The sequence below is a fragment of the Deinococcus peraridilitoris DSM 19664 genome (genome assembly GCF_000317835.1).
GTDB classification, from domain to species: Bacteria; Deinococcota; Deinococci; order Deinococcales; family Deinococcaceae; genus Deinococcus_A; species Deinococcus_A peraridilitoris.
In genome coordinates this window covers 49,949-75,245 of the sequence record NC_019790.1, presented here as the reverse complement: position 1 = coordinate 75,245, position 25,297 = coordinate 49,949, and the positions used below count along the sequence as shown (strand labels likewise).

At 60.5% G+C, this 25,297-nt stretch carries 26 protein-coding genes and 1 pseudogene; 8 read left to right on the top strand and 19 right to left on the bottom strand.

Translation table 11 applies throughout. The features are described from left to right. Nucleotides 1-10: 10 nt before the first annotated feature. The 5 genes from DEIPE_RS21800 to DEIPE_RS21780 all read right to left on the bottom strand — a co-directional run bounded on the left by DEIPE_RS21800 (nt 11) and on the right by DEIPE_RS21780 (nt 8,197). Entirely contained in the window at nt 11-892 is an 882-nt protein-coding gene (locus DEIPE_RS21800; protein WP_245557692.1) for a hypothetical protein, read from the bottom strand. Between the two features lie 362 nt (nt 893-1,254). Next, on the bottom strand, nt 1,255-3,024 hold the full coding sequence (locus tag DEIPE_RS21795; protein WP_157449182.1) for a S8 family peptidase: 1,770 nt from the start codon (nt 3,022-3,024) through the stop codon (nt 1,255-1,257). 416 nt (nt 3,025-3,440) lie between these two features. Further along, entirely contained in the window at nt 3,441-4,310 is an 870-nt protein-coding gene (locus DEIPE_RS21790) for a site-specific integrase (RefSeq protein WP_015231691.1), read from the bottom strand. Between the two features lie 500 nt (nt 4,311-4,810). Beyond that, nucleotides 4,811-6,094 (bottom strand): hypothetical protein, encoded by a 1,284-nt coding sequence (locus tag DEIPE_RS21785; RefSeq protein ID WP_015231690.1) that lies wholly within the window; start codon nt 6,092-6,094, stop codon nt 4,811-4,813. Nucleotides 6,095-6,766: 672 nt separating this feature from the next. Then, nucleotides 6,767-8,197, bottom strand: a complete 1,431-nt coding sequence (locus tag DEIPE_RS21780; RefSeq protein ID WP_015231689.1) for a hypothetical protein — start codon at nt 8,195-8,197, stop codon at nt 6,767-6,769. 26 nt (nt 8,198-8,223) lie between these two features. Between DEIPE_RS21780 and DEIPE_RS21775 the strand changes: the two genes are divergently transcribed. Beyond that, entirely contained in the window at nt 8,224-8,448 is a 225-nt protein-coding gene (locus DEIPE_RS21775; RefSeq protein ID WP_015231688.1) for a hypothetical protein, read from the top strand. 205 nt (nt 8,449-8,653) lie between these two features. Here the strand turns inward: DEIPE_RS21775 and DEIPE_RS25230 are convergent, their stop codons facing one another. From DEIPE_RS25230 to DEIPE_RS21760, 3 genes and pseudogenes are all read right to left on the bottom strand, one after another. After that, a complete protein-coding gene (locus DEIPE_RS25230) occupies nt 8,654-8,989 on the bottom strand; it encodes a hypothetical protein (protein WP_245557691.1) in 336 nt (111 codons plus the stop codon). Between the two features lie 111 nt (nt 8,990-9,100). Then, a pseudogene (locus DEIPE_RS25700) lies at nt 9,101-9,202 on the bottom strand (hypothetical protein); the annotation flags it as partial. A 319-nt stretch (nt 9,203-9,521) separates the two neighbouring features. Further along, nucleotides 9,522-9,710 (bottom strand): antitoxin VbhA family protein, encoded by a 189-nt coding sequence (locus DEIPE_RS21760; RefSeq protein ID WP_015231686.1) that lies wholly within the window; start codon nt 9,708-9,710, stop codon nt 9,522-9,524. 504 nt (nt 9,711-10,214) lie between these two features. Here DEIPE_RS21760 and DEIPE_RS21755 point away from each other — a divergent pair. Beyond that, complete coding sequence (locus tag DEIPE_RS21755; RefSeq protein ID WP_015231685.1) at nt 10,215-11,246, top strand: IS110 family RNA-guided transposase; 1,032 nt, start codon at nt 10,215-10,217, stop codon at nt 11,244-11,246. A gap of 29 nt (nt 11,247-11,275) precedes the next feature. On the opposite strand, the gene DEIPE_RS21750 is transcribed toward DEIPE_RS21755, so the two are convergent. Both DEIPE_RS21750 and DEIPE_RS21745 read right to left on the bottom strand, forming a co-directional pair. Beyond that, nucleotides 11,276-11,683, bottom strand: coding sequence for a transposase (locus DEIPE_RS21750; RefSeq protein ID WP_052326889.1), 408 nt, complete (start codon nt 11,681-11,683; stop codon nt 11,276-11,278). Further along, on the bottom strand, nt 11,683-12,039 hold the full coding sequence (locus DEIPE_RS21745; RefSeq protein ID WP_052326888.1) for a hypothetical protein: 357 nt from the start codon (nt 12,037-12,039) through the stop codon (nt 11,683-11,685). The genes DEIPE_RS21750 and DEIPE_RS21745 overlap by 1 nt, the downstream gene beginning before the upstream one ends. 600 nt (nt 12,040-12,639) lie before the next feature. Here DEIPE_RS21745 and DEIPE_RS21740 point away from each other — a divergent pair. The 3 genes from DEIPE_RS21740 (at nt 12,640) to DEIPE_RS21730 (ending at nt 16,300) form a co-directional block, all read left to right on the top strand. Then, nucleotides 12,640-13,347 carry a hypothetical protein gene (locus DEIPE_RS21740; protein WP_015231683.1) on the top strand — a complete coding sequence of 236 codons (708 nt, stop codon included), beginning with the start codon at nt 12,640-12,642 and terminating at the stop codon, nt 13,345-13,347. A 152-nt stretch (nt 13,348-13,499) separates the two neighbouring features. After that, nucleotides 13,500-15,653 carry a sensor histidine kinase gene (locus DEIPE_RS21735; protein WP_015231682.1) on the top strand — a complete coding sequence of 718 codons (2,154 nt, stop codon included), beginning with the start codon at nt 13,500-13,502 and terminating at the stop codon, nt 15,651-15,653. Next, nucleotides 15,650-16,300, top strand: coding sequence for a response regulator transcription factor (locus tag DEIPE_RS21730; protein ID WP_015231681.1), 651 nt, complete (start codon nt 15,650-15,652; stop codon nt 16,298-16,300). The genes DEIPE_RS21735 and DEIPE_RS21730 overlap by 4 nt, the downstream gene beginning before the upstream one ends. A 73-nt stretch (nt 16,301-16,373) precedes the next feature. Here DEIPE_RS21730 and DEIPE_RS21725 read toward each other — a convergent pair whose 3' ends face one another. After that, nucleotides 16,374-17,252: an IS4 family transposase gene (locus tag DEIPE_RS21725; protein ID WP_015234669.1), complete on the bottom strand. Its 879-nt coding sequence runs from the start codon at nt 17,250-17,252 to the stop codon at nt 16,374-16,376. On the opposite strand from DEIPE_RS21725, the gene DEIPE_RS25220 reads away from it, so the two are divergent. From DEIPE_RS25220 to DEIPE_RS21710, 3 genes are all read left to right on the top strand, one after another. Then, complete coding sequence (locus DEIPE_RS25220; protein ID WP_245557655.1) at nt 17,178-17,453, top strand: hypothetical protein; 276 nt, start codon at nt 17,178-17,180, stop codon at nt 17,451-17,453. The two genes, DEIPE_RS21725 and DEIPE_RS25220, sit on opposite strands and share 75 nt — an antisense overlap. 125 nt (nt 17,454-17,578) lie before the next feature. Further along, on the top strand, nt 17,579-17,848 hold the full coding sequence (locus DEIPE_RS21715; protein ID WP_015231679.1) for an HD domain-containing protein: 270 nt from the start codon (nt 17,579-17,581) through the stop codon (nt 17,846-17,848). A 27-nt stretch (nt 17,849-17,875) separates the two neighbouring features. Next, on the top strand, nt 17,876-18,976 hold the full coding sequence (locus tag DEIPE_RS21710) for an IS4 family transposase (RefSeq protein ID WP_015231360.1): 1,101 nt from the start codon (nt 17,876-17,878) through the stop codon (nt 18,974-18,976). Here DEIPE_RS21710 and DEIPE_RS21705 read toward each other — a convergent pair. The 8 genes from DEIPE_RS21705 to DEIPE_RS21670 form a co-directional block, all read right to left on the bottom strand. Beyond that, complete coding sequence (locus DEIPE_RS21705) at nt 18,921-19,340, bottom strand: SEFIR domain-containing protein (protein WP_041232003.1); 420 nt, start codon at nt 19,338-19,340, stop codon at nt 18,921-18,923. The two genes, DEIPE_RS21710 and DEIPE_RS21705, sit on opposite strands and share 56 nt — an antisense overlap. A gap of 1,179 nt (nt 19,341-20,519) precedes the next feature. Then, nucleotides 20,520-21,035 carry a hypothetical protein gene (locus tag DEIPE_RS21700; RefSeq protein WP_015231676.1) on the bottom strand — a complete coding sequence of 172 codons (516 nt, stop codon included), beginning with the start codon at nt 21,033-21,035 and terminating at the stop codon, nt 20,520-20,522. After that, the gene (locus DEIPE_RS24405; protein WP_015231675.1) at nt 21,032-21,205 is read right to left on the bottom strand and encodes a hypothetical protein; all 174 of its coding nucleotides are present in this window, start codon (nt 21,203-21,205) and stop codon (nt 21,032-21,034) included. The genes DEIPE_RS21700 and DEIPE_RS24405 overlap by 4 nt, the downstream gene beginning before the upstream one ends. Nucleotides 21,206-21,392: 187 nt before the next feature. After that, a complete protein-coding gene (locus DEIPE_RS21695) occupies nt 21,393-21,881 on the bottom strand; it encodes a DnaJ domain-containing protein (protein ID WP_015231673.1) in 489 nt (162 codons plus the stop codon). A 721-nt stretch (nt 21,882-22,602) separates the two neighbouring features. Then, nucleotides 22,603-23,064, bottom strand: coding sequence for a hypothetical protein (locus DEIPE_RS21690; protein WP_015231672.1), 462 nt, complete (start codon nt 23,062-23,064; stop codon nt 22,603-22,605). Between the two features lie 846 nt (nt 23,065-23,910). After that, nucleotides 23,911-24,165, bottom strand: a complete 255-nt coding sequence (locus DEIPE_RS24400; RefSeq protein ID WP_157449181.1) for a hypothetical protein — start codon at nt 24,163-24,165, stop codon at nt 23,911-23,913. Between the two features lie 223 nt (nt 24,166-24,388). After that, entirely contained in the window at nt 24,389-24,790 is a 402-nt protein-coding gene (locus tag DEIPE_RS21675; protein ID WP_157449180.1) for a hypothetical protein, read from the bottom strand. A 241-nt stretch (nt 24,791-25,031) separates the two neighbouring features. Then, nucleotides 25,032-25,259, bottom strand: a complete 228-nt coding sequence (locus DEIPE_RS21670) for a hypothetical protein (protein WP_015231668.1) — start codon at nt 25,257-25,259, stop codon at nt 25,032-25,034. Between the last annotated feature and the right edge of the window lie 38 nt (nt 25,260-25,297).

Here is a 25,297-nt window from a genome sequence, read left to right as displayed (position 1 = left end):
TTCACCAGGATCACGAAGGGCTCCTGCCAATCCGGCTGATAAAACCCCGGATGCCGTCGCCACGCATGCCGCTCAACACGTACATGGCCGCGGCAGCCACGATCAGCGCGGTGACGTTCAGCGCGAACATCAACAGATGATCAGGCAGTTCCGTTGTTTTACCGAGGCCATACACGAGCTGGAGGCCGAACCAAGCTGGATGCACCGCGATGTGCGCGGTCGCCGCCAAGCCAATCAGCTCCCTTCGCCCTGCGTCGTCAATGCTGCCCAGTCCTGCCGCAGCGCCAATGACCAGGGAGAGAATGACGCCGGAAAGCGGAGCGCCGAACTGATTGAATTCAATTGGTGGCTCCACGGCGAGCGCCACGCCAGCGCCGGCCAGGACGATCAAGGCAGTGGTGATCAGAAGCGCCAGGAGGGCTTGCATGATGAAGTGACGTTCGCGCAGCACGGCGCCGAGGGCGATGCCGAGCATGTGGTGGTGATACGGCAGGAACAGTAACCCCGCGATGATCAGCGGTAAGTGATCCTCCACCATGCCGTAGGCCAGCAGGACCGACGACAGGAACACCCGCCCTGTCAGGCTGAAGGTCACTTTCGTGAATTGCCAGAGCTCGTCGTACACGTCCACGCTGGGCCGCACGACCGGATGTGTTTCCTGCCTGGGCGGGTGGTTGCCGAAGATGGACTGCGGGTGGCGGATGGAGAAGCTGAAACTGGCAGGATCGTAAAAGGGCGCGACCATCAAAGCTTCGATGAATCTCTTCGCTTGGGGCGTCGCGGTGCTGAACTCCACGACATCTTGTTCGCGTGCTTCACCATCCGGCGTCAAGGCTTGGGCGCGATGAACACCAACCTCTGTGATGCCTGCCGTGAAGGCCACACCGGCCACGTGCTGTCCTTGACCTTCGGGCGCTCGGACCGTCACCAAACGCATGCTGCACCTCCTCGTGTTGCCGTGAGCGTACGCGCTGCACTATGCGTCGCGGTGATTCTGGTGACGAAGCGCCCCGAACAAACCTTCACGATTGGGACCGGCCCGTGGTGTTTGAGGTGCGGTGCCATTTCTGCACGGTGCTGACGTGCACGCCCGGTTCTTACGCGATAGCGTCCTGGGTGTGGTTGCCGCTTTCCAGGAGGCGCATGCCTTCGAGGCGTCGTTCCTTCATTTGTTGACGGGTGAGTCGTTGGGGGCGCCAAGTCATGCGTGGAGAGTCCCTAACCCGCCGCGAACAGCCTGAGGGGCAGTAAGTCCTATTCCTCCCCTACCTGGCCACGGTTCCAGTTTCGCAAGAACGCGACCAGCAGGGCGTTCGCGCCCTGCTGGTCGTTAACACTTGCCGCGCCCATCCGGTATGGCGTGAGCTGGATGTTGATTCCGTTCAGCGCCCGGCCGTCCGCGACCACGTTCGTCGGGTACACGCCGACGGGTTCACCGTCATCGACCTGGCTGTCGTCGTCAAGGTCCTGCCACGCGACAACCGAGTAGGTTCCCGCTTCCAGTTCCGTCAGTTGGAACGGGTTGCGCAGTGTCACCTGAGGCACTTGAGCCACGCGGCTGCGCGCGCCGTCATAGGTGGTTCCTGTCCGGTAGAACGCGATGACCCAGGTGCGTCCCTGCGCCACCGGCTGCGGAGCTGGTGCACTTCCACTCACCCCGAGGACGGCAGCAGCGTTGACCAGCCCGGCGCCGCAACCTGAGATGACCCCGCACGCCGCGTCACTCAAGGGGGTGGCGGTCAATTTGAGCCGGGCGCGAACTTGCGTTGGCGTGAGGCCAGGTTCGTTGCCCAGGAGTAGCGCGGCGACCCCACTGACCTGTGGCGCGGCCATGGATGTTCCCGGCATGAAGTCGTACCCGTTTTTGACGGTGCTGAGCACGTTGCCTGGAACGGTGGTCCCGCCGTACGTCAGGCGCAACTGGGGGTTGCCGCCGGGGGCCATGACATCGACGCGGGCACCGTAGTTGGAGTAGGGTGCACGCTTCCCATCCGGTCCGACCGCACCGACCGTGATGACATTGTCGCAATTGGCCGGTGCGACGGTGCTGGCGCTGACGTTCTCGTTCCCGGCTGCGGCGACGACAACGACACCCGCTTGGGCGAGGGTGTTGAACAAGTCCTGCTCGACCGAACTGCACGCACCTGTGCCGCCCAGGCTGAGGTTGATGACCTTGGCCGGGTTTGGGTTGTCGGGAAGGCCGTCCAGGTGTCCGCCGGCAGCCCAGTAGGTGGCGTACATCATGTCCCACTTGTCGATGCCCAGTTTTCCTCCAACACGCACTGGAACGATCCGCGCGCCCCAGCTCACGCCGGACACGCCAGCACCGTTGTTGGTCGAAGCACCGATGATGCCGGCAACGTGCGTGCCGTGGTAGCTGGTATTGACGCCCGGGTCCGTCGGATCGTTGTCCACGCCGTTGCCGTCCCCAGCGTTGTCCAGGTTACTCACAAAGTCGTACCCGGGCAGCAGTTTGCTGTTGAGGTCCGGGTGGCTCACGATTCCGCTGTCCACCACGGCGACCGTCACGCTTGCACCGGTTGTGATGTTCCAGGCGTTTGGCAGGTTGAGCATCTGTGCGTCCCACTTGTACGGGTAGTACGTGTCGTTCGGCGTTCTGAACAACTGACCGCGGGTGTTGGGCGTCGCGGACTCCACGCCTGCGAGGGCGGAAAGCTGCTGAGCCGTCGTTTGGGGCGTCGTCTTCGATGGTTGTATCGCGCGGTACAGGCCCAGGTTCAGGGTGGAGATGCTGCTGACGCGCTCAAGGCGCTGCCCGTCCACTTCGAGGGAGCGGACGTTCTGTGCCGTGAGTGATGGCTTGAGCTTGACGATGTACTCGTTGGTGGCGAGGGAGGTGCCAGCGGCTTGAGTGCTGGAGGCAGTGGCAAGCGCGACCGTGCCGGACATGCTGCTTTTTGCTGGTGAGGTCGCGGTGCTCGGCCCGCCACCGCACGCGGACAGCAGAGCGGTGAACGTGGTAAGGGCACAGAGGGACGCACGTGGGGCAGCAGACCGCTTCATCCTGCTCATTGTACTCATGCAGTTGAGCGCTGCACCGCATTTTCGGCGCGGCGGAAACCACATCGCGAGTCGTGCCCAGAAGCCCTGCCTTGGAGCGTCTGCTTTTTCTGATGCGTTGACTTGCGGTCAGAAGAGCGAAAAAGACTGATAGGAACGCTGGTCCGCCGTCCCTCCAGACTATGCCTTCAGGTTGCCATGACTTCACAAGCGTCACAAAAGTGGCGGCTCAGCCCCTTTTCGTTTCCAAGCCTCGGTGTGACTCCTGGGTGAGTGCGTCGAGGCCAACCTGGTGGCGCCCGTGTCGCTGACCTCACGCACCGCAGGTCGCTTGGCGCTCGGGCACCCATGTGAGCTGGCTGACTGTGTACGTTCTGGCCCTCAGTGTGCTTTGCATGTTTCGTTCTGCTTGTCGGGTATCAGACACCGTGTGTGTGGGTTTCGCTTTGCGCTTCCAGCGCTTTACGGCGCGCGTAGTTACGCAATGTGAAGTGCGTTTTGGCACTGCGAACACCAAGGTAACGCGCGACAAGCTCCCGATCCTCGTGCAGGGCGTAAAAGCGTTCGCCCGCGTACGCACGGAGCGCTCGGATGGCCTTGTCGCCGTACCAGACCTGGGCGCGTTGACACAGCGTAAACAGGTGTTCGCGCAGCGCGAGTTGGGTGGGCAGCTCGAAGAGGCGCTCACTCCTGGAGAACAGGCCCGTGTGGTAGGCGCTGAGGGCGGCGTGGAGTTCTTTGGAGAGTGGGATGATACGGTCACTGACGGTGATGGTCTGTTCCTTGAAGTTGATGTCAGTCCACTTCACGGCGCGGAGTTCCGGGCCGGTCAGGCCGGCGTGGGCGCCCAGGAGAACAAGGGATTTGCCTTCTGGTGAGGCGTGCTGGCAGAGCCTCTCGATTTCATCTTGGGTATAGCCCTGGCGATGCTCTTCAGCTTTGTGGTTGGGCCCTTTAAGACCTGCAAAGGGGTTTGTGGTGACGATTTCGCTGGCGATGAGGGCTTTGTAGGTATTGCGGGCGTGAATGAGGCGGTTTTGGATGCTGCTGGTCTCAGCGCCATGTTTGCTGGTGAGGTGCTGCAGGTAAGCTTCGCCGAATTCCGTGTCGGGGTGCAGGATGCTGCGCCATTCGTCTTGTGCCCAGCGGAGGAGGGCGCGGGCGCCGCTGAGGTTGTTGACGCGTGTGGCGCTGCCTGCCACTCCGGGGAGGTGGGGTTCGATCAGCTGGAGCGCGCCTTCGAGGTCGCCTCTCGTAAGGTGTTCGCGGAAGGCGTCTCGGGTGCTCATGTACCTATAGTTTAGCGTCCTGTACGCCGTTTGGCATCATTGTGCCGTCTTGGGTCTGCTTGAGCTCAGGCAAAGGCCATGTGGGACGCGGGTGTGGGACGGCCCGGGAAAGGGCAGGTGTACCTAGCGGAAGAGCAAGGCGGGCTGGGTTAAAACTATATGTACACTCTCGTCTTTTAGTCCGCCACTAAACGAAATAACGCTATTCTTGATTTTTCACAAGCGTGACAAGCAACGCCCACCTTTCTTCCTTAACGGAAGAAATAGTAGCGGATTAATAGAAAACGACGGCTGGGAGAGAAAAAGACGCAGCACCTGCGAGCGGATGCGTCCAGGAAGGCGATTCTTGATTTGCTGAATTCTCCTGTCCGTCATTTCTTGTCACGCAGCCTTCCGAGGATCGCGCCCTCGAGCGCTCGCGATCCTCTCTGCGGCGCCATCATGCAAAGCGCGAAGTCGAGTGCACCATCAGCCCTCACGCTCCACGCTGTCCTTCGTGCCTACACAGCCAACCGCACACCGCGGTACGCCTCTCTCCAATCAAAGAACCCGGCCTTCTTCAGCAACCAACGCAGCAACCTCGACTGCGCGGCGCCCCCGTGCAAGTTCGGATTGTCAGCGCTGCGCACGAACACCTCGAACGCCGCCTCGTACAGCGCCTCAATGCCGTCTCCGAGCTGAGCGCCAGTTACGTTCACGGCCGCCCAGCAGATACTGAGCCAGTGCAAGCTGTCCCCGGGCCGCCCGAGCAAGCGGACAAACCCCAAGGCGCACTTCTGCACCCAGTCGCGCCGCCCACTTCTGGAGCGCACCACCGGTTCCCTCAACGCGGCAAGGAGGTCGTTCACGTTCAATACGCGCTCCTCCACACCCGAAGCCAGGTCCTCCGGCAACAGGCCCCGCACTCGCAAAGTCACATACTGCAACACCTCGAGCGCAGCGTCGTCAGGCGTGGTCGCCTGCAGCATGCGGCCACGCACGGTTCCGCGCGCGTTGCTCGCGAGTCTCCCCTCTTCTCCAAGGCGGCGTTTCGTCCAGCCACGCAGGATGTCGCCCTGCAAGTCCCGTCGGGTGTTTTGAAAGAACGCCTCGTTGCCCTTCACGCGCTTTCCGGCGAGGTCGTTCTCGGTGAGCGGCTGGTCAAAGAGCTTGACGTGAAACAAGAGCCCGGACACAAAATGCACCGGGCGGTCATCGTCCGCTTCCGTCCACTTTCTGCCGCGCGCTTCCCGGCGGGCTTTTTCTTGCTGTTTCGCCCATTTCTGGAAGGGAGCGGCCGTCACGCTTTTCCCCCAGTACATCAGCTTTGAGAACGTCGGCTTGTTCTGCACCAGCAGTTCGCTGATGTAGTCCGCGCTTACACCACACAGCACGCCCAGTTCCCACGTGGTCACGACGAACGTTACGGCGTCCTCCTCGTCTTGGCGTGCTCCGAGCGCGAGGGCGTACAGTGCGACCGCCAGGCGGTGCGCTTTGCCAAGCTTTGGTGCGATACCCGCCAACAAGGCTCGAGCGCGTGACCAGTTCAGCCCCGGGTTCAGGGCGACCGTGCCGAGTTCCGGCAATGTGCGGTGCAGCGTGAGGGTGAGGGAGGGTTGCTCCCGGGTGTCCTCGTCACCGGGCAGCAAATCAAGCAGACTTGGTGCCCCAACTGTCACCCCACCGTCCGGCAGGCCCAGCATCAGATCCCGCAACGCTTCGGGCGTCCAAGGGGAGGCTGGATTGGTGGGTAAAGACGACAATGTGAGGCTCCCCGGTCTGCTCAGCAGACCGACTTCGGTCATTCACGCTGGCCTCGAAACACCAGAGTGAGCAATAACACCCGTCATCCCAACTGAAAACTGGAGTGTTTTCCCTGCGCTACCCTGAGGGGAATATCGCAGGTGTAGAATTCACGCACCTCCTGGGCACACGAATTGATGCACCGTAGCACGCGCCTAAGTGCTGATTTTTCGCTGTACCTGTCATGTCGCTGTCCTGTTCGCGCTCATCACGGCAACTGAGAGATGAACAGAGAAAGCGTGTCCAGGTGCAAACATTTCACGTTGCCGTGCAAATATGACCCGCGCCAGCTGGGGGGGGTTTGTCAGGCTGACCCGAAGCAACAGGGGGACTTATGGCGCGCTTACCCAGGATGGCAGGGGAGAAATTGAAGCGTTTTACCCACACCACAGGGGGATGTGGAAGAGTCCATACAGCGCGGGGCCCGAACCGACTGGGGGTGTTTTTGCACGACCCGGGAGTGTCTGGCAAAGCCGTTTGAACCCGCAACAACTGGGGGTGTTTTTGTATCACCTCAGTGAATCACCCGAGACAGCAGGGGGTCATTTGCAGGGCAGAAACCAGGCGGTCCCGCTGAAGACCCGTCAAAACGTGAATTGAGGCATCTGTAGGTCACTTTCCCAACAGCGCGACAGGTGCCGTGCGCGGCTCACGTTGACCAATAAATGCACGCTCTACACGTCCCAGGTGGGGGGAGTCAGGACACGTTCCGCCAGCGCACGCAGCACCGCTTCGGGTGGATGAATCACCAACACCGCGTCCATCCACGCCTGAAAGTACCGCCGTGTTCGCTCCGCCACCGCCATGCGCTCAAAGCTGACCGGGTCATATGCCCACCCTGCGTGCACTCCCTTCTCGCGGAGCTGGTCCATCGTTTTGCCAAACCGCTCTACCGCCACACCAAGCTCTCCGCGGCCACGCAGTCTCTCCACCTCGTGCAGCAGCATGGCATTTCCCAATAACTCGCTGATCGTGACACGTTGCGCTTCGCCTGACCGCGCCCGCAAGCCCCACAAGAATGCCAGTTCCGCGCCTACTTGTTTTGACCACACGGCAACAGCGTTGTTGGCAGGAAGTTCGACCAAGCTGCGGAACAGCGGCGCGAACGACCGCGGCCACACTTTTGCCCAGCTGCCCAGTGCGACTTGCCAGTAGCGCGGGATGCGCTGACCGTTCACAGTGCGCGCGGTGCCGCGACGGATGACGTGGATGACCTTGGTTTCGGTTTCGAGTGCGGCGATGTGCTCTCCGGGCAGGTCCGGATGCGTCACGCCCGTGCCGGTGACGTCCACGGTGACACGCAGCCACAGGCGTTCGAGGCGCGTCATGGCTTCCGCGCACTTGACGAGATCCTCGGCGCGCATTCCACCCTTGTGATGCTTTTTGAAACCCATGGCAAGGGCCAACTCACCAGGTTGCACGGTAATCGATACAAGGTCGTCGTCGAGTCCGCTCTCCAGGGTTTTCGCGACGAGGAGGCGCCATACATCCGAGGTGCGTGAATCCATTTCGGAAAGTTCGGCGCGCGCCACATCAATAGGCACGCCGTCGTCGCCGTACTTGATCAGCATGCCGCCGTGCTCGTACACGAGCGCTTCTGCATTCCAGGATTGTGGCCCGCGGGTGGCGCGATCAATCTCTTGACCGGGAGTATTGGCGAGGACGAGTTGCACTGCAGGTGGGGCGTCACGCCCTTCGGGCAACAGTTCTCGCGGGGCGTTCACCAAGCCGACGAGCGCAGCCGCCTCCAGGAGGATTTTGCTGGTGCGGGGCGGAAATCGGTAGTGCCGCGCCAGGGGCTGTACGAACAGTACGCGCTGGCGCCAGAGGGTATCGGTCTCAGCACGGTCGCCATCTGCCTGAAGGATGACCTGAACGGATTCCGGTGTGAGGGGCTCGGCTTTATCACGGGCCAACTCGATCAATTGCCAAGCTCGGTAGTGCGTCTTAACGGCCGCGTCCAGGGCAAGGCCGTCGATGCGCAGGGGTGTGACATCCCCACGGTCCAAAGCACGCAAGGTATCTTCATCGCGCCCATACGCACGCCACCATGACGCGACGAATGCGGCCATCTCGATTGCCGAAGGCAGTTTGCTGCGCGCCATGCTGGTGTCACCATAACACCCATGACATGCTGAATCGCGAGAACGTGCCAACCGGCTCGTCGAGAGTGTTCGAACCGCAGACACCACGAGAGGACCCTATCTTCTGCCCAGCGCGCCTTCTGGCTGACATCGAGGATTTGCGTGGTCGCGCGGCGTTGTTCGACGCCTTTAACCTCACCAACCGTGCGCCAGGTGAGGTGCGCTGCGTCATCGCGAGCGTCGGGGAGAACGTACCCAGGGTGGTCACGTAGCACAGCGGTCCAGGATTCCCGGTGGGAGCAGGGAGTACTCGTCGTGCCGGTGACGCAGGTGCTGTTCGTCAGGGAGGGAGAGCGAGTGCCCGTCTACGACCTCACGGTTCCCGCTCGCTTGAGGGAGGACCACGCGGAGATGGGCTTCTGGCAGTTCGTCCGGCACCAGGACGTGTTCGTGATGAGCGCTGAGTTCGTGATAGCCCTACATCTCCATGCCGCGTGACAGACCGCCGCCTGCAGTGAACGTCACGTGCTGCCCCTGCAGTACGTTCCCGGCATCCCTCGTGCGTGCCACGATTACCCGGCCCGAATCCTCGACGAGCACCGTCTCCGCACTTTTCAGCGTGACATGGCCGCTATACTGCCGTCCGCGACTCGCCGTGGCGACGTACATCTCGTTCCAGTTGACCTGTGCGTGCTCCAGGCTCCGAATGGCGCTCTGCAGCATCCGCACCTTATCCGGGCTGGTGACTTCCAGCGTCATGCGCCGCATCGGTTCGTTATCCCCGCTCATTGCGGCGATGCTCACCTGGATCATGCGCTCCTGCGAGATGACAGAGAAATCCACGGTATGCCCGACGTGCTCCGCGAGTTGCGTGATGAACGCCCGCTGCGTTCTGCCGTTCCCCTCTCGGAAAGGATGGGCCGCGTTCATGTCCGCCAGCAGGTCCGCTGCTCTGCGCGTGAACTCATCCCTGGTGGTGGCACGCAGGTGGTTTTCCTGCGCGAGCTGCTGAAAGACGCTGTTCAGGTACGGCTCGATCTGCGCGGTATGCGCGAAGGTCGTATCACCCTTGTGCAGGTAGCCATGCAGCGTGAACGACTCGCATCAATCGTGGTCAGTTCACCCCGCAACTTCCCCGAAAAAGCGTACACGTCCTGAAACAGGTGGTGGTGGATCGCCTTCAGGTGCTGCAGATCGAACTGCCCGTGTGGTCCTGAACCCTCAGCCAGCTCGATTTGCCGTGTCCGCGTATACGCCGCTTCCACGAAACTCAACTCCTGAGCATCCGTAATGCCCAGGTGGTTCTTGAGGGTCCCGTTCTCCTGCAGGTACGGGTCGTTCACGCTTACTTCTTCTTGTACTTAGCGTCCAGCGCCGCACGGACCTGTGCGGTCGTCAGCTCTCCTTCGACATACTGCTCAAACAGGTGCTCGTCCGTCGGGGAGACTTTCAGGCCTTCAAGGCGGAGTTCGTGTTTGGCTTGCTCGTCAGCGCGGCGGCGTGCTTCTCGTTCCTGGCTGGTGATGACCGTCATACGAACCCCCTTCAATCTCACCCATTATACAAGAATTCATCGTTGCAGAGCGGAAAAAACAACGCTGTCAGGCTTCGCCAGCGCCAGCTTTCTTCTACTGTGAACACAGGCGACTGGCCACGCTTCACACGTCGCTCGAACTGCTCGATCGCCGGATGCTACCTGCTGCCGCTGATTCACGCAGACTTTCAGATTGCGCCGGGAACACTTTGCCTCGTCGCCATCCCCCTGATGCATCATTTCACCAGGTTGCAGGGGCCGGCCGAGCACCGTCTCACTCAGGAGTTTGTGTGTTGGGCCGAGCCGTGGGAAGCTTGGTCTGTCACACCCCCTCAAGCCCACGAGCCTGCTCAGGAGTTTGACCATCAAGGTCGTGGTGCAAATACCGGCCGGGCTTGAGACCCTTCGATCAGGCGCAACAGTTTCAAGGCCCAAGAGCCTGCACACAAAATCCCGCCGACCGAACCGGGCAAGTGACCACTTCTCCCATGCAGGAGGAAACGGATGTTTGTCCTCGGTATCGACGTTGGCAAAAGCGACCTGTACGCTCGCCTGCTCCGTGTCCCAGTCGACGGGTCCTTCGTCCCTGTAGACCGGGTTCGTATCTTCCCAAACACCCTCCTCGGCCATCAGCAACTGTTCCGGTGGCTGCAACGCCAGTCACTCCACAGCAGTGACACCACCGTGGTGATGGAAGCCACAGGAGTGTACTGGGAGCGCATCGCCACGCACCTCCACACTGCTGGCTTCACCGTATGCGTCGTGAACGCCGCTCAGATCAAGTTCTTCGCCAAAAGCACCCTCAGGCGCGGCAAGACCGACAAGATGGACGCCGAACTCATCGCCCGGTACGGCGCCACCATGAAACCCGCTCCCTGGAGCCCCCCGACTGAGGAAACAGAAACGCTGCGGGACTTGCTGCACGAACGGGATGCGGTTGTCGAGCTGATCACTCTTGAAAAAGGCCGGCATCACGCGCTCGACCATCGGCGTCAAGCCGACCAACTGGTCGTCGCCCTATGCGAAGCGCGCCTGGCGCTGCTCGAAGAGCAGTTGAGCCAAGTGAATCAGGCCATCAAGGGCACCCTTGCCGTCCAGGACGAGTTTCACACGCAGGTGGAGTTGCTGTGCACCGTGCCTGGTATTGGACCGTTGACTGCCGCGATCATGCTGAGCGAAACCAAACACCTCAGCACCATGGATTCCTCGCAGCAATGGGCTGCGTATGCCGGTCTTTCCCCCGTGCCTCGTCAGTCCGGCGCGATGGTCGGGAAGTGCCGCATCTCGAAAATTGGGAACTCCAGGTTGCGACGGGCAATGTACTTGTCCGCTGTGACTACCTCACGCTTGCAGAATCCGTTGGGGGACTTCTATCGAAGGCTGGTCGCCGCCGGGAAGCCGAAGAAGGTCGCGTTGATCGCGCTCGCTCGCAAGTTGCTCCGCGTCTCCTTTGCCGTACTGAAGACTGGCCGTCATTTTCTTCAGGGCGAGGGTCGTCAAGGTGAAGCAGCGGTTGTAACCGCTGCTTCACCTTGACGACCCGAAGCCAACACAGTATTTGCAGTTCAGGGTGAAGCGGCAAGAAGAGCGTTTTGCACAGCATCGAGCCGCGCGAGTTCAAGCAGCAGTGCAGCACGCCGCACGTCAGCCAGCAGCGTGAGACGCACGCCCAACGCCCGTTCACCCCAGTCCGGCCATGCGCCCGGCACGTTCGACGGCAGATCGAGATCGGCAAGATGGCACAGCAAGAACGCGAGCGTTGAAAGGCACCAGAAGCAGAACGCGCCCTGTTTGCGCGACTGCGCGAAGCGCTCCAGCCCGAAGCGGCCCTTGATCGTCTTGAAGAACGCTTCGATCTTCCACCTGCGCTTCCCAATTCGCGCCAGGTGAACGCCACCCAGCACGCGGTTGGTCATCACGAACCGCTGCTCCGGCACGGCATTGCGGTACAGCCACACCCACGAGACGGTCATCAGGGCGCGTAACCCCGAAGTCGTACCCGGTCACCCCGCACGGACACGTCCTTGACGCGCCGTCCATCCAGCAGCGCCCGCGTGCACCGCACACCGACGACGACATCAAGACCAAGGTCGAGGACGCCATGGATGAACGCGGCGCACTCGAACCCGCCGTCGGCGTGAACGCACGGTCGCCTGCCGCTCCGCAACAGGGATGCGGGGACGGTACGAAGGAGCTTCAGGGCGAGCAGGGGCGATGAGGGTGTGCCTTTGCCGCGCCAGACCTGAACGGCCCAGGGGAGCTTGAGGGGCCCGCAGCACAGGTACAGGACGACGAGGTGAACACCGTGGACGCCGTTGTACACGTGCATCCAGTCACCCAAGAGGGGGAAGTCGCCGGCTTTTTCAAGGCTGGTGAGGTTGATCAGTAGGTCGAGTCGGGGACGCTGGTGCGGTGCTGAGCGCCAGAAGTCGAGCAGGACGTGTTGGGCGTGCTGTCGTAGGGCGCGCGCGAGGGCGCGGGTGTTCCAGCCGTAGTGGTTGAGGAAGCGGGCAGGCGTCCAGGGGGGCGTCCGTTCTGCCCAAGACGCGGCTGAGTGCGGAGGGTGATTTGACGGTGGCCTGGGTGGGGAGGGGGCGGCCTTTCGCTTCGAGGAAGAGGTCCAGGAGGACGCGGAAGGTGTCGCGGTGCTGCTTGCGGTCGAAGGTGGTGAGGATGTCAGAATACAGTCGTCTGGAACGCGCGTCTTTCGGGTTCACACCCCAACATGGGGCCGGAATGCCGTTCCAGACAACCTTTCCTCAAACTGCAACATGTCAGTCGAGGTTCCCAGCCCCTTTCCCGGAAATTTGGGAAACATGCTCTACTCCTCGGGAATTCCAACCTCCTACTCTTCTCGCAAGTCGGTCGGACACTGTCTTGCGGCCATCGCATAGCCAGCACGAGATCCCGACTGGCAAAGGAGAGGTCAATGCATACACCCACCACCGCACCTCAAGATTTCCAGAACCGGCACTCCCTCAACTGGGAGCGATGGGCGCTCCTCAGTGGCATTGGATTCAGCCTTCTGCAAATTGCTTTGATGGTTTTCGTCGCCATCTACGTCCTTCCACTCTTCATTTCCCACGAAGCACCAGTAGCGAATCAGCGGGCGGGGTACTTGCAGCATGGTGAGCTTCTCAGGTTCACGAACTTCCTCCTGACCCTGCCCGCGCCGATCTTTCTGTTTTTCCTGGGGGGTCTGTACAGCGCAGTACTGCGTATCGCCCCGCGGAACGCGGTTCTCGCCATCATCATCATCACTGCTGGCACTGCAATGGCTATGCTCTGGCCTCTCGGCGCCGTCCTCAATTCAATTTCGATTGATATTGCCAGGAATAGTGGAGATATGGCCACGGTCGTGGCCATGGATGCATTGCCGCCATACCTGCTGGCGCTCGGCGCACTTCCTCGCGTCGTGCTTCTGCTCGCTACGTCGCTGGCCTTCCGAAGCGAAGGTAGCCTGCCCCGCTGGCTGCCGATACTGGGTTTCCTGCTCGCCATCGTCAGTTTGACTGGTTCGGCTACACTCTTCGTCTCGGAGATGTTCCCGGTCCTCGCACTGGGAACAGTGTTGTTCCACATGTGGTTGATCGCCCTCTGTATGGCGCTGCTGAAAGGACAAGCGCAATCCCTCTGAAAAAGCAGAAATGCAGGCTTGATAGCCGACAGCTCACAAGGTACGAGAGGAGCGCGCGGGAATGCTGTACCGCGCGCTCTCGTGCTCTTACATTAGCCCTGACGTCTAAAATGTTGTTGCACAAGCATGCCAACTCAAGAGCCAAGGGGCCCATGAAAACCTTCAACTCTGTCACCAGCTCATTGAAGACGAACACTCGTGATCCGTTGCGCCAAGGAAGTCACCCGCGCTGGCTTTTCTGGGCGGTGTGGAGCGCCTCGGTCGTACAAGCTCTCTTTGGTTTGGTTCTGGCGGCACTAAATTCCTTGACGCTCTCCCGACTGTTCGTTGAGTTCGTTCCTTCAGAAATGATTGCCACACTCGCGTTTGCAACGGTCGGCCTCGTGATCGGGGTGCGACAACCGAGCAACATCATCGGTTGGTTTTTTAGTGCCTTGGGGACGGGGCATGGCCTGAACACCTGGCTGGTACAGTACACCCGTTATACCTTCGTGACTCAACCAGGGACCTTACCGTTTGGCGAATTCATCGCTTGGTTGACGTTCTGGGTGTGGGTACCCACCATGGCACTCACCATGATTTTCTTACCTGTTTTCTTCCCGAATGGTCGCTTGCCGTCCCGAAACTGGCGCCCCTTCGTTTGCTTGGCCACGCTCGGTACAATTTTGCTCAGTATCTCGCTTGCCTTCACCCCCGGCTTACCGGAGGAAACCCTACCGGAAGTTCAAAACCCTTTTGTTTTAGATGCCGGACGTGATATTTTCCACTCACTCAATGTTGCCGGCTTGATTCTTGTGTCACTGAGTTTCGTCGGAGGTATTGTAGGTACATTTCTACGATTTATGAGGGCACAAGGTGTTGAACGTCTGCAATTTAAATGGTTCGCGTTCGCCACCTTCGTGACTGTCACCCTGTTTTTGGTTCCGGTGATCATCAACTACCCGGACTTCACGCAGGCAACCTTTCTTACGGGAGTTCTGCATGCAATTGCGCTGCCATTGCTCCCCATTGCGACGATGTTCGCTATTTTACGCTACCGTCTGTACGACATCGATATAATCATTCATCGGACGCTGGTGTATGCCAGCCTTACTGGACTGATTGTCGCTCTGTACGTATTGATCGTCGGTTACCTAGGGGCACTGTTTCGCGCCGCAAGTGATTTTATGGTTTCCTTGATCGCCACTGGCGTCATTGCAGTGATATTTCAACCGTTGCGCGCCTGGCTACAACAGGCCGTCGGGCGAGTGCTCTATGGCCAACGCGATGAACCATACGAAGTCCTCGCTCGACTCGGTGAGCGTCTGAAAGCGACCATCGCCCCCGATGCGGTCTTGCCTACGGTTGCACTCAGTGTCAAGGAAGCACTGAAACTTCCTTTCGTTGCCGTCACGTTAGAATCGGATGGGGATTACATCATTGCAGCAGCAGAGGGAACCATCGTTCCCCATCCCCTTGTGCTTCCTTTGGTTTACCAAGGCGTCCAAGTTGGACAGTTGCTGGTCGCACCACGTGCACCTCGAGAGGAGTGGAGTGCATCCGAACGAGGTTTACTCGAACACCTCGCACAACACGCTGGGGTCGCGGTGCATGGGGTACGACTCATGCGTGAATTGCAACAAGCGCGCGAAAAACTTATTCTCGCCCGGGAGGAAGAACGCCGGCGATTACGTCGCGATCTCCATGATGACCTCGCACCTTCACTCGCAGCACTCGCCCTTACCGCCGCAGCGGTGAAGGAGTTGATTCATACAGACCCTAAGGCGGCGACTGTCGCCGCCGAGAAGTTGCGCTCGTCGATCCGCTTGACAGTAGCGGATGTGAGAAGACTGGTGTATGACCTGCGCCCCCCGACATTAGACGAGTTTGGCTTGACGGGCGCGATTCGTGAACACGCGGCGAAATTCAGCGCTGATACTGCTGGAATGACCGAACAGCCCCTGGCTGTAAAGGTTGCATTTTCGAACGATCTTCCTAATTTACCCGCCGCAGTTGAGGTTGCCGTGTACCGGATTGTACAGGAGGCCCTGATGAACGTCTCCCGTCATGCTCAGGCCAGCAGTTGCGAGATTCATCTCTGCTACGACGCGATAAAGAAGGAAGTCCATCTCATCGTGCTCGATGATGGCGTCGGTCTGCCTGCTGAGCGTCGACCTGGCGTGGGACTTCGTTCGATGTGGGAACGGACAACGGAGCTGGGTGGAACATACGACATCACACGCCGCGAACCAGCGGGTACGCGGGTGAGCGCCGTGTTTCCCCTAGCGCGGCACCAAGGTGCAAGGAAGGAAAGCCAGTCTCTATGAGTGTTATAGGAGTCCTGATCGCTGATGATCATCCCCTTTTTCGCGACGGCATGCAGTTGCTGCTGCGTACACTGCCGGACGTTGAGGTTTTGGGTGAAGCGGCAAGCGGAGATGAAGCGGTACGCATGACCACGACATTACAGCCTGATGTTGTGTTGATGGATATTAAAATGCCCGGATTGAATGGCATCGAAGCGACTCGCCAGATTCAACACCAATGCCCAAAGGTTCGGGTGTTGATCGTCACGATGTTTGAAGATTCCGCATCGGTCTTTGCGGCGATGCGCGCGGGCGCGCGCGGGTACGTTTTGAAGGACGCCGACAAGGATGACTTGCTGCGGGCCATCCGGGCTGTAGGGCGTGGAGAAGCGATTTTTAGTGCTGGGGTGGCACTGCAGCTTCTTGACTTTTTCTCGGGTGGTCATCCTGCCGTTCCTCAGGAGCTCTTTCCTGAGCTCACAGGTCGTGAACGCGAGATGCTGCACCTGATTGTAGGTGGAGCCTCGAATGCCGAGATTGCTCGTAGCCTCTCGTTGAGTGGGAAAACTGTGGCTAACTATATGTCCAGCATTCTCGGCAAGCTTCACGCTGTGGACCGCAACGAGGTGATCCGCCGCGCGCGAGAAGCAGGCTTAGGGAATGCATGAAGGATGCAAAGCATTTTAAGGATGTTGCGAAGCGAATATCAGTAGCAGCTTGGTACCCGACAGTTTTGTGACTTCAAGTGCCAGCCGGTGAGAAAAGCTGGTCCACCAGCTCCAGGAGCGTGGCAGCCTCGCCCCACACGGCCCGCGTGAACGCCCGTATCAACCTCGACCAGCCAGCTGCCAGCATCCCCACCGCCGCGCGGCCATGGACCAGCACCCGCCGTGCCTCCCCGGCGCCCAGCAACGCACACCACACCAATGCCAACGTCAGCAACCCGATCAGCCGTGACACGTGCGCCGCCCGCGTCATGTGCGACGATTCCAGCCGGAAACCCCTGGACTTCATCGAAGCAAAAAGTGACTCCACTGCCCACCTTGCGGCATAGCAGTCCAGCAGCCGCTCGGCTCGTAACGTCCCGATCACCACCACCCGCTCACCCTCAGCGCTCACGGCCACGGCGACGTTCACGAAGGTACCCATCACCTCCACCTCGTGCGCAATCACCCCGCGCTCGTGCGCCTTCAGGTCAGGCAACCACTCGCACGCCGGCAAACCATCGACGTTGGTATCTGCTCGGATGCGCAAGCAGAACGGCACGCGGTGCCCGGTCAGGAACGCCAACCAGTCTGCACCGATGAATTCACGGTCAGCGATCAACAAGCGAATCTGGTGGGGTTTCAGGAGTTCGAGTGCCTGCCTGAGCAACTCCGCGCGGATGCTCTGGTTGCTGCTTCCACCATGGTCGAGCGTCTCCCACAAGAGTGGGATCGCGACGCCGCGCCAGCGAACGGCGAGCACCAGCAGGTTGACGTCCTGCATCCCAAGTTTCCAGTTCGTTCGGTCGAGAATGAAGATGCGCTTGCCGTCCGGGAGGGCTTGGAGGACGAAGCGGGCAACATCGAGTGGGCACAGCGGGTGCTGCTGGAAGAACCGTTCAATCCGCCGGATCACCGAGGAGGTTTTGGCTTGGCCGGGGAAACGCGTGGCGAGCTTGGCATGCCGGGTGTCCTGCGCGGTGATCAGGGCGAAGAGTATCAGGACGAGCAGGTCGAGCTGGTTCTTGCGGTAAGCGGGGAAGTATGCCCGCAGGCGGGATTGGAAGGCATCGAAGGCAGGCTGGGACGCGTTTCTTTATGCCTCACTCGCTCCTGAGAACCTTGCACTCAAAACTGTCGGGTACCAAGGCGAGCAATACGTCCCCGAATTATGAATCGGCCGCACTGTAATTGAAATCCGGACAAAAGTGACCGACGGTATGCAGGGCTGTACACTCGGACATGAAACGCCTGGATGGACAAATCGATTTCTTGCTGGCCTGCGACACGTTGAAAACGGTTTTGCGCACAACCTTGCTTCATAACGCCAGTCGACCAGAAAATACCGCAGAGCATTCCTGGCATCTCGCTCTGGCGGCCCTGACACTCGCCGAGTACGCTCCAGCCGGAACGAACATCGGGCACGTTGTGGAGCTTCTGATTGTTCACGACCTCAGTACCCCACAACTCGGAGTGGGTAACGTCCAGAAGGGCGATTTGATCGCGGCATAAACGCAAAAAGAGCGGCATCAAGGGAGTGTGTCGCTCCAAGAAGCCGCTCTGACTGATCCTACCAAGCTCGGCGAGGTGTTCAAACACCATTTGCCCTTTCTGCGCCGAGACACCCTGCAACGCCTCGCCGACGTCGTCACCGCTCTGATCCAAGCGCGTTCGACCAAGCACGCTCGGCTCGCACTTCATCTGCCCGGACACGCCAGCAGTTCAGTCAAGCTGCGCCGCGTCGAGCGCTGCCTACACGACCCTCAGCTCGATCAGGACGTTTTTTTGAAGCTGCTCTTGCCGCTCCTCCCTGATGACAAGCTCGTCATGACGATGGACCGTACGAACTGGGAGTACGGCGAAGCCGACTTGAACGTCCTTGTGCTCGGCGTGGTGCTTGAAGGCTTCACATTACCGCTGGTGTGGACGGCCCTGCCCCATGGGGGCAGCAGCGACACCAGGACACGCGAGCGTCTGGTCGCTCGACTGCTGAAGGTGCTGCCTGCGAAGCAATGGCGCGTTCTGGTCGCTGATCGAGAGTTCGTGGGGCGGGAGTGGTTTGCCTTTCTCAGGCGTCGGGGTGTGAAACGCTGTTTGCGCATTCGAGGCGACAGCCGCGTGGATGATTTGCGGCTCGATGAGGGATGGGCGTACGTCGAGCCGGGACAGGTGGTCGGCCTGCTGGAGAAAGCCAATATCTACGGTCAGGTCATGCAACTGGTGGTGACGCGCACGCCCGAGGGTGAACTGCTCGCCCTGGCCACCGACCTGAAAATCGACGAGACCAGAGGCGTGTACCACTTGAGGTGGTCGGTAGAAAGCACCTTCAGCGCGCAGAAATCGAGGGGGTTCGACCTTGAGGCGAGTGCGATGACCAAACCCGCTCGGTTGGAGCGGCTGGTCGGCGTAGTGACGCTGGCGATGGCTTGGTGCTTGCGGATCGGTACATGGTGCCACGAGCAGCGGCCCATCAAGCGCAAAAAGCACGGACGCCGGGCGGTGAGTCTCGTCAAGTACGGCTTGGAACGCCTTGCTGCCGCTTTGCGCTGGGGAACGAGTGATCGAACCATCCTCCTGAGCCTCGTCATGCAACCTTTTCCCGCTCCAATACAGCACTCAGCTCAAGATGTGGGGTACTGAGGGGGTTCCCTTGGTCATCGTTCTGGAAGATGACGGGGACGAATTTGCTTTCTTTATCGGTGGACTGGTTGTACACCTGGGGGGAGATGATGGTGCTTTCGTGGCCGACTCCACCTGCGCGTTCATCAGCCCGTTCCGCGTATCGCTGGTCGCATATCATCACGACCTTGGTGACGGTCTTGTCGGAAACGGAGCGTTCCATAAAGTGGTATTTGTCTTGGCCTTCCTTGAGGTCGTATTGGTCAAGGAGTACGTCGATGCCGCTGGCGAGAAGTCGATCGGCCAGGTCACGCACGCGTTCTGCGTGTTCTTCAGAGGTCCAGCTGTAGGAGATGAAAATTTTTGGCTGGGTGGGGGTTGTCATCAGGTTCATGGTATGAAATGCGTCGAATCCGGGTTGCGATTTGAGGGCCGTTGCTTGGGCCGAAGCGGTGGATTGCGGCAAAATTTTCAGGCATTTGGAATGTATATATTCATGGTGATCTTGCTGGTTAATCCTCAGGTATTCCGGGGGCAGCGGGGGACGCTAAAGGTGTGTTACTGAGCCGCCTCGCGCCACACCTGTCCCCGCTGCCGGGGGGAGGGTTGGCGTGGAGGGAGGAGGGGCCAAAAGTGCGGTGATGTTCCGCACTTTTGGGGGGCCTCCCTATCCATGCCCCTGGTGGTGTTCCGGGGGCCTTGCCGTTCCCGCCTTCTCGCGTTTCTTACTGCGCCTTGACGTCGATCGTTTTGGCCTTGCTGATGCCTGAGCGTTGCCCGCCTTCTCGCGTTGCCGTGTGGATTTCAGCAGGCAGGTGCCCGCTGCTGCCTCCCCCTGATGGACCGGCGCAGCAAGTACGTCGGCAAGTGTCTGTGACGCCACCGCCATACCAGCGCGCGACCATAAGGGGGCAGCGAGCAACGCTCAGCAGCTCAGCCGACCATCACCTCGACCGCCCGCAATCGCTCCTGGCTGCCGCTGGTGCTTCGTCTCGCGTCAGAGGCGAGACCCGCTGCCTCGCGGAGGCGGGCAGCGGTCATGAACTGCACGCGTAGCGTGTCCTTGTTCCTAGTTCCTATCAGTGGACTCGGGGAATAGGTGGAATTGGCCTTCAGGGAGTTTGAGGGCGGGAAGCCCTCAATGCTTCATGGATGTTCCGCTGTGCGTGCCTGGCCGGGCAGCTGGTGAGGTGTGGGGGTGACTGCAGGGGTCGTACAGGGTCGGTGAGACCCTGTATGCACGGTGGGTGTTCCACGTCCTGGGGGCGTGGCTGGTGTTGGTGCTGACCAACGTTGCGGGCTTACTCCGTCTGAGGCCCAGGGGAGGAAAGCGGCCGGCACACCACCGGCCGCTTTCCTCCCCTGGGAGCCCGGTGGTGTTCCGGGCGTGCCCTGTGTCGTTCCTCCGGGGCACAAGCGCCTCGAAGGCCTCCCCGAGCATGTCTCGGGGAGGAACCAAACTCGTGCGTGTAGTCGGCCGCTTCGTTCCAGTCCAGCCCGTGTAGGCCTTCGAGGTCCGGGCCGCTGGTGACCTCGTCACCGTAAAATTCATCTCCGCTGTGCATCATGCTGCATCCTCCTCTGCCCGCCTGTACTGGATGAACGGCAGCGGGGCGAACTCCAGCAGCGGCGTGACTGTCGCCGCTGCTTCCTCGCTCACATAGCCCCTGAACACCTTCAGGCAGCTGCCCTGATTGGCGTGATAGTAGTACCGGCGTGGCTTTCGGCAGCCTCGGGGCACGAAGTCAAACGCTGCTCCGTCGCGGTGACTTTGCGCGCTGTGAATGGCGGTGATGATCCCCTGCTCGAAGGTGCGCCCGTTCCGCTCGTCATGCCGGTGAATCAGCAGCGTGACACGCTCGTTCAGGGGCACACGGGCGCGGATTCCATCCAGTATGGGGGTCGGCTTCCAGCGCTCTTTATTGAACAGTTCGCGCACATCGTAGTGGATCTGTTTTGCAATGTACTCGGCCTGGCTATGCTCGCCGGGATCGTCGGCCAGCACATGCCCCATCAGGCGTGTCACCTGCTCAAGAATCGCGGCTTTGTACTCCTCACGGGTCTTAGGGTAGTGCGTCACCACGTCCGCCTTTCGTTCCCGGCGTTGAGGCGCTGGTCGTCGGCCAGGGCATCCAGCAGCCCAGCGGGCGGCGTGATGCGCAGCTCCTCGAAGCGGGCGCGCAGTTCCTCCAGGCTCAGACCCCCGAACAGATACCCGCGCTCGTACTTCAGGATTTGCAGGTCGTACATGCTGATGTAGACGTGTCCTCCTCCTCAGGCGGGCCGGGCGCGGTGACGTTCAGGTAAAAGTGCTGCTGGGGCCGGTCCCAGCCTGCATCCACTTCTAGCGGCGGCCAGCCAGGCACCTTGGCGCGAAAAAAGTGCTTGCTCATGGCGCTCCTTGGGGTGGGCCGCCCTGAAGCGGCTCAGTGGGATTTCAGGCGTACAGGGAACGGGTGCGGGTATGGACTCGCTCGGACCCGTGACGCTCGCGCATTTCTTCAAGCGTCAGCTCACCGCGCCCGCTGCTGGCCTTGCCTTTGAAGGCCCACATGCCCCGCTTGTGCATCCACCAGTACCCGGCTTCTTTGAGCGCGTCCTTGTGGGTTTTGGTGTCGCCGCTGGCCCAGACCCATGCGCCGATGATTTCCAGCTCAATACCGTCCAGGTGCGCGACTTTCTGGATGGCTTCCTGTACGCGGGCTTCTACTTCGGCTTCTTCCTCGCGGCTCTTGTAGAACTTGCCTTTGCCGTATTCATCGACGCTTTTGCCGCTCAGGAATTGCGCCATGAGCTTTTCGTAAGCGGCATTGATCGCCTGCATCTGTTCGGTGGTGCCGCCTTTGTCGGGGTGGTAGGTCTTGCAGAGCTGACGATATTCGGTTTTGAGCTGGTCGGCGTTCTGGGCGTTCTGGAAGTAGTGCATCGCGCTCCTTTGCGTAGGGAGCGGGTGTGGATGGTGCTCCCTACGCCACTTATTATAGTTTTAACACACTAAGATGTCAAGAAAAGCCAGTAAGACGGTAAAACGGTAAACCAGCAAAATTAAACGCGCGCGAAGCGGCGCCCCTCGGGCTCGACTCACAGCCGAAACATCCCTCCCGGTGGGGCTCAACACGCCGAGAGCCTTCAAATCTTTACAGCCCTTCCCCTACATTTCCCGGCGGCCGCCGCTGAGCAAAGCGAAGCGACGCGCGCAGCGGAAGTTAAGGCGATTTCCCTTGACTGCAGCGAGCACGTGGCTACGCTGCGGTAGAGGAAAACAAAAATACAGCACAAGCGAAGCGAGCACCACTCCTTACTCCATGGCGGGACGGTCGGAGTCGGCTTGAGGCGACTCGGCGTCGTTCCCCCGTCCTGCCCAGCTGGATCGCGGAGGCGTTCACGGCGGGGGCAATGGCGGTCATGCACTCTTCTGCTCCACGAAAGGAAGCTGGTAGGGGCTTGTTCCGTAGGACTCGATCGCATTGACGGTCAACTTCGTTGAGCAGCAAGTCTATACGCCTGCTGATGGTTGCGGGCGTGGATAGTGGCGACTTGCTGACCAGCCGTGCGGATGACGTACATCTGCAGCGCTTTGCTTCTGGGCATGTGGCGCTCCTCTCCGGGTGCCCTGCCTCTGGGATTGAGGCAGGGCGTGCTGTGACTCAGGCCCTGTTGCGGCTGGTGTACTCGTGGCGGGCGTAGTACCAGGCGCGGCGGGCTTCGTCTTCGGTGAGGGTGGCGAGGCTCAGGACGGGGCGTCCGAGCACTTGGCTGCACAGTTCGTAGTGAGCGCGGGCGGGAATACCGAGCTTCTGGAGCTGGTGATGCATCTTCGCGGCGCGGGGTGCGCCGAGGGCTCCGGTTTTCTCGGCGTATTTGCGCGCCATACGTTTGCCGACTTCGCCAAGCTTGAGGCCGGTGAGTTCGCCGCGGGTGGCTTGGTAGCAGCGCTGTGCCCAGGTGGGGAGGATGTCTTTGAGGCTGGCAACTTCGAGGGTGCGCGTGGTGCTGCCTTGTTCGATGGTGATGGTGAGGTTGGCGTTGAGGGTGAGGCGGGTGAAGCCTTCTCCTTCGCCGTGCTGGTAGATGAGGCCGGGTTTGGGTTGTCTGCGAAGCTGGGTCATCTGTCGCTCCTTTGCTGTAGGAGAAGTGGGTGTGGAAGGTACTTCACCTACGCACTTAGTATACTTTTAACATACAAAGAAGTCAATAAAAACCCAGCGACACCGTATACCGGTTTACTGGTTTACCGAAACTTGATTCTTCAACTCAACCCGCTGCCACTCGCTCGCAACGTCAATTCCTCAACTCAGAAATACAGCCTCTTCCTGCGGACTCTCACCCTCAGAAGTACGGGCCAAGCTGCGCCCCACCAGTGCGCGAGCCTTCGTCAATCACTCTGTAGAGTTCCCTCAGGAGGCGAGCACGCTTCGCAAAAGTGACAGTACTGCCAAACAAGAACCATGTCGGGGCAGGCTCCAGCAGCTCAGCGGCCAGCCGCACAATGCGCTCCTCTCGGGTCTCCGGCTGAACCAACCCTTCCTCATCACACTGCAGACCAGCCCAGCGCTGCACCTGCGCAACACCCCCGCAGGGAACTCCGCTTGCATCACCCGCAGCAGCTCGCCGAGCACCGCGAGGGCACCAGAGTCCGCCCGTGCGGCCGCTGTAGGGTAAGCGCCCGTCAGCAACGCAAAATGAAACCCACTGAGCTGACTCGGCTCGATGGACCGTCAGCCTTTGTTCACCCACCGCTCCAGCAGCGTCACGTGATGCTCAGGCAGGTGGGACCGCGCACCACCTGAGATCCGGAAGGGCTCGCCGCGCATCAGTTCAGCTCCTTGCTGGGCTGGTCACCGGCCGGCGCTTCCTGCCAGCGTGGCCCTTCACGGCACAGGTCCTTGACCGTTTCTTCCCAGGAGTCTGGGTTGCCCAGTTCACGTGCCAGTTCCTTGCGCCGCTCAGTGATTTCACTGTTCAGGTGTTGCTCCAGATTCAGCAGGGAACTCTGGAATCTGGAAGGCGGGCGCGAGGTCGCTCAGGTGCTTCCTGGCACTGGTTTGAGTCCAGGTGCTCAGGTCCAGAGCGCCTTGTTTAACCGCGTCTTCGAGGACAGGATTGCCGTCCAGGCGGACTTCGGGCCAGTTCTTCACATCGAGGACCCGGACGTTGATGTGCCCGTCGTCCTCGTCTTGCCGCTGGGCTTCAACTTCGACTTCGAGCACGATCTTCTGGCTGCCCGCTTGCCGCGCGCTGTACCAGATGTGCGCGAGGTCTTCGGGTTGCTGGTGGCCATAAGTGGTGCCGGGCGATGCGGTGTGATTTGAGCGGCGTATTGCTGCAGTGAGCGCCTGGGCTTCTTCGGAAGAGTACCCGCTTCGCTTCAGCAGCGCCTAGAACGGATCAGCGTCGGACGTGAATGCGTAGTTGGAGTGCTACGTTTCGTGGTCATCCATCACTGCTTCCCTTCTTTCGTCGGTCCGGCCTGGCTGTACCTTCTGAGCTGGAGGTGCCCCGGTTCGCCATCGCAGCGGCATTCTTGCCTCGCGCTTTCATGGTGGCGTCGTAGGGTTTGGCGTGCGCCAGTTCCTCGTCGGTCGCCACGCGGTACGCGCCTGCATCGCGGCCTTCGCCCGGCGAGAAGGTTTTCTCCTTCGTTTCGATGACCAGGCCGTTCTGTTTGAGCAGCCGTAAGCTGGCGGCCATGGTCTGGAAGTGGTGGCCGTAGTGGTCGGCCATGTCCTGCACGTGGAGGGTTCCAGGGTGGTCACGGACGTACAGCCAGGTGAGCTTGTCAAGCGCAGGGTATGACTTGAGAACTTCGGGCAGGATACCGGACTTGTGGGGCATGCCCTTAGTATGCAGAAACTTGAGTTTGGCAAAGTTTGGCGGTGGCCCTGAAGACAGGGTGCTGGGGACGCGCATCATCGGGTTTGAGTCCTTTCCAGCGGCGTTGACGCATGCTAGGTTAAGAGGACGGAAGTTGGTTTGGATCGCTCCTTTTTCAACTTCCTAGTGAGCGCCTTGCGGGTGTGGAAACCAGGTGCGGGGTGTTTCAGCGATGGGCGGCTTTTGGCCGCCCATTCGTCATTCACGCTGCTGCGACCGGGCAGAGCAGGCGCGGGTCGTTCTGGAGTTGCACTCCATTTCCCTGGCGTTTGCGGAGGGCGGCCATGTAGGCCCGGACGTCTGCGGCGTAGTCGCGTTCCACGGTGGTGTGGAAGCCTTGGCGTCCGATGCTTTCCATGTGGATGTGGCCGTGTCGCTTGACGCTGCGTTGTCCGCCTCGTTGGCCGCGCTGCGCTGGGGTGAGGGTCATGGTGTTCGCTCCTTTCGTGTAGGAAGCCGGTGTGGATG

What these genes read in the sequence shown, in the direction of transcription:
- DEIPE_RS21795 (WP_157449182.1), bottom strand. Translation starts at nt 3,024, where the DNA reads ATGAAGCGGTCTGCTGCCCCACGTGCGTCCCTCTGTGCCCTTACCACG.
- DEIPE_RS21790 (WP_015231691.1), bottom strand. Translation starts at nt 4,310, where the DNA reads ATGAGCACCCGAGACGCCTTCCGCGAACACCTTACGAGAGGCGACCTC.
- DEIPE_RS21785 (WP_015231690.1), bottom strand. Translation starts at nt 6,094, where the DNA reads ATGACCGAAGTCGGTCTGCTGAGCAGACCGGGGAGCCTCACATTGTCG.
- DEIPE_RS21780 (WP_015231689.1), bottom strand. Translation starts at nt 8,197, where the DNA reads ATGGCGCGCAGCAAACTGCCTTCGGCAATCGAGATGGCCGCATTCGTC.
- DEIPE_RS21775 (WP_015231688.1), top strand. Translation starts at nt 8,224, where the DNA reads ATGCTGAATCGCGAGAACGTGCCAACCGGCTCGTCGAGAGTGTTCGAA.
- DEIPE_RS25230 (WP_245557691.1), bottom strand. Translation starts at nt 8,989, where the DNA reads ATGATCCAGGTGAGCATCGCCGCAATGAGCGGGGATAACGAACCGATG.
- DEIPE_RS21760 (WP_015231686.1), bottom strand. Translation starts at nt 9,710, where the DNA reads ATGACGGTCATCACCAGCCAGGAACGAGAAGCACGCCGCCGCGCTGAC.
- DEIPE_RS21755 (WP_015231685.1), top strand. Translation starts at nt 10,215, where the DNA reads ATGTTTGTCCTCGGTATCGACGTTGGCAAAAGCGACCTGTACGCTCGC.
- DEIPE_RS21750 (WP_052326889.1), bottom strand. Translation starts at nt 11,683, where the DNA reads ATGACCGTCTCGTGGGTGTGGCTGTACCGCAATGCCGTGCCGGAGCAG.
- DEIPE_RS21745 (WP_052326888.1), bottom strand. Translation starts at nt 12,039, where the DNA reads ATGCACGTGTACAACGGCGTCCACGGTGTTCACCTCGTCGTCCTGTAC.
- DEIPE_RS21740 (WP_015231683.1), top strand. Translation starts at nt 12,640, where the DNA reads ATGCATACACCCACCACCGCACCTCAAGATTTCCAGAACCGGCACTCC.
- DEIPE_RS21735 (WP_015231682.1), top strand. Translation starts at nt 13,500, where the DNA reads ATGAAAACCTTCAACTCTGTCACCAGCTCATTGAAGACGAACACTCGT.
- DEIPE_RS21730 (WP_015231681.1), top strand. Translation starts at nt 15,650, where the DNA reads ATGAGTGTTATAGGAGTCCTGATCGCTGATGATCATCCCCTTTTTCGC.
- DEIPE_RS21715 (WP_015231679.1), top strand. Translation starts at nt 17,579, where the DNA reads ATGAAACGCCTGGATGGACAAATCGATTTCTTGCTGGCCTGCGACACG.
- DEIPE_RS21705 (WP_041232003.1), bottom strand. Translation starts at nt 19,340, where the DNA reads ATGACAACCCCCACCCAGCCAAAAATTTTCATCTCCTACAGCTGGACC.
- DEIPE_RS24405 (WP_015231675.1), bottom strand. Translation starts at nt 21,205, where the DNA reads ATGTACGACCTGCAAATCCTGAAGTACGAGCGCGGGTATCTGTTCGGG.
- DEIPE_RS21695 (WP_015231673.1), bottom strand. Translation starts at nt 21,881, where the DNA reads ATGCACTACTTCCAGAACGCCCAGAACGCCGACCAGCTCAAAACCGAA.
- DEIPE_RS21690 (WP_015231672.1), bottom strand. Translation starts at nt 23,064, where the DNA reads ATGACCCAGCTTCGCAGACAACCCAAACCCGGCCTCATCTACCAGCAC.
- DEIPE_RS21675 (WP_157449180.1), bottom strand. Translation starts at nt 24,790, where the DNA reads ATGCCCCACAAGTCCGGTATCCTGCCCGAAGTTCTCAAGTCATACCCT.
- DEIPE_RS21670 (WP_015231668.1), bottom strand. Translation starts at nt 25,259, where the DNA reads ATGACCCTCACCCCAGCGCAGCGCGGCCAACGAGGCGGACAACGCAGC.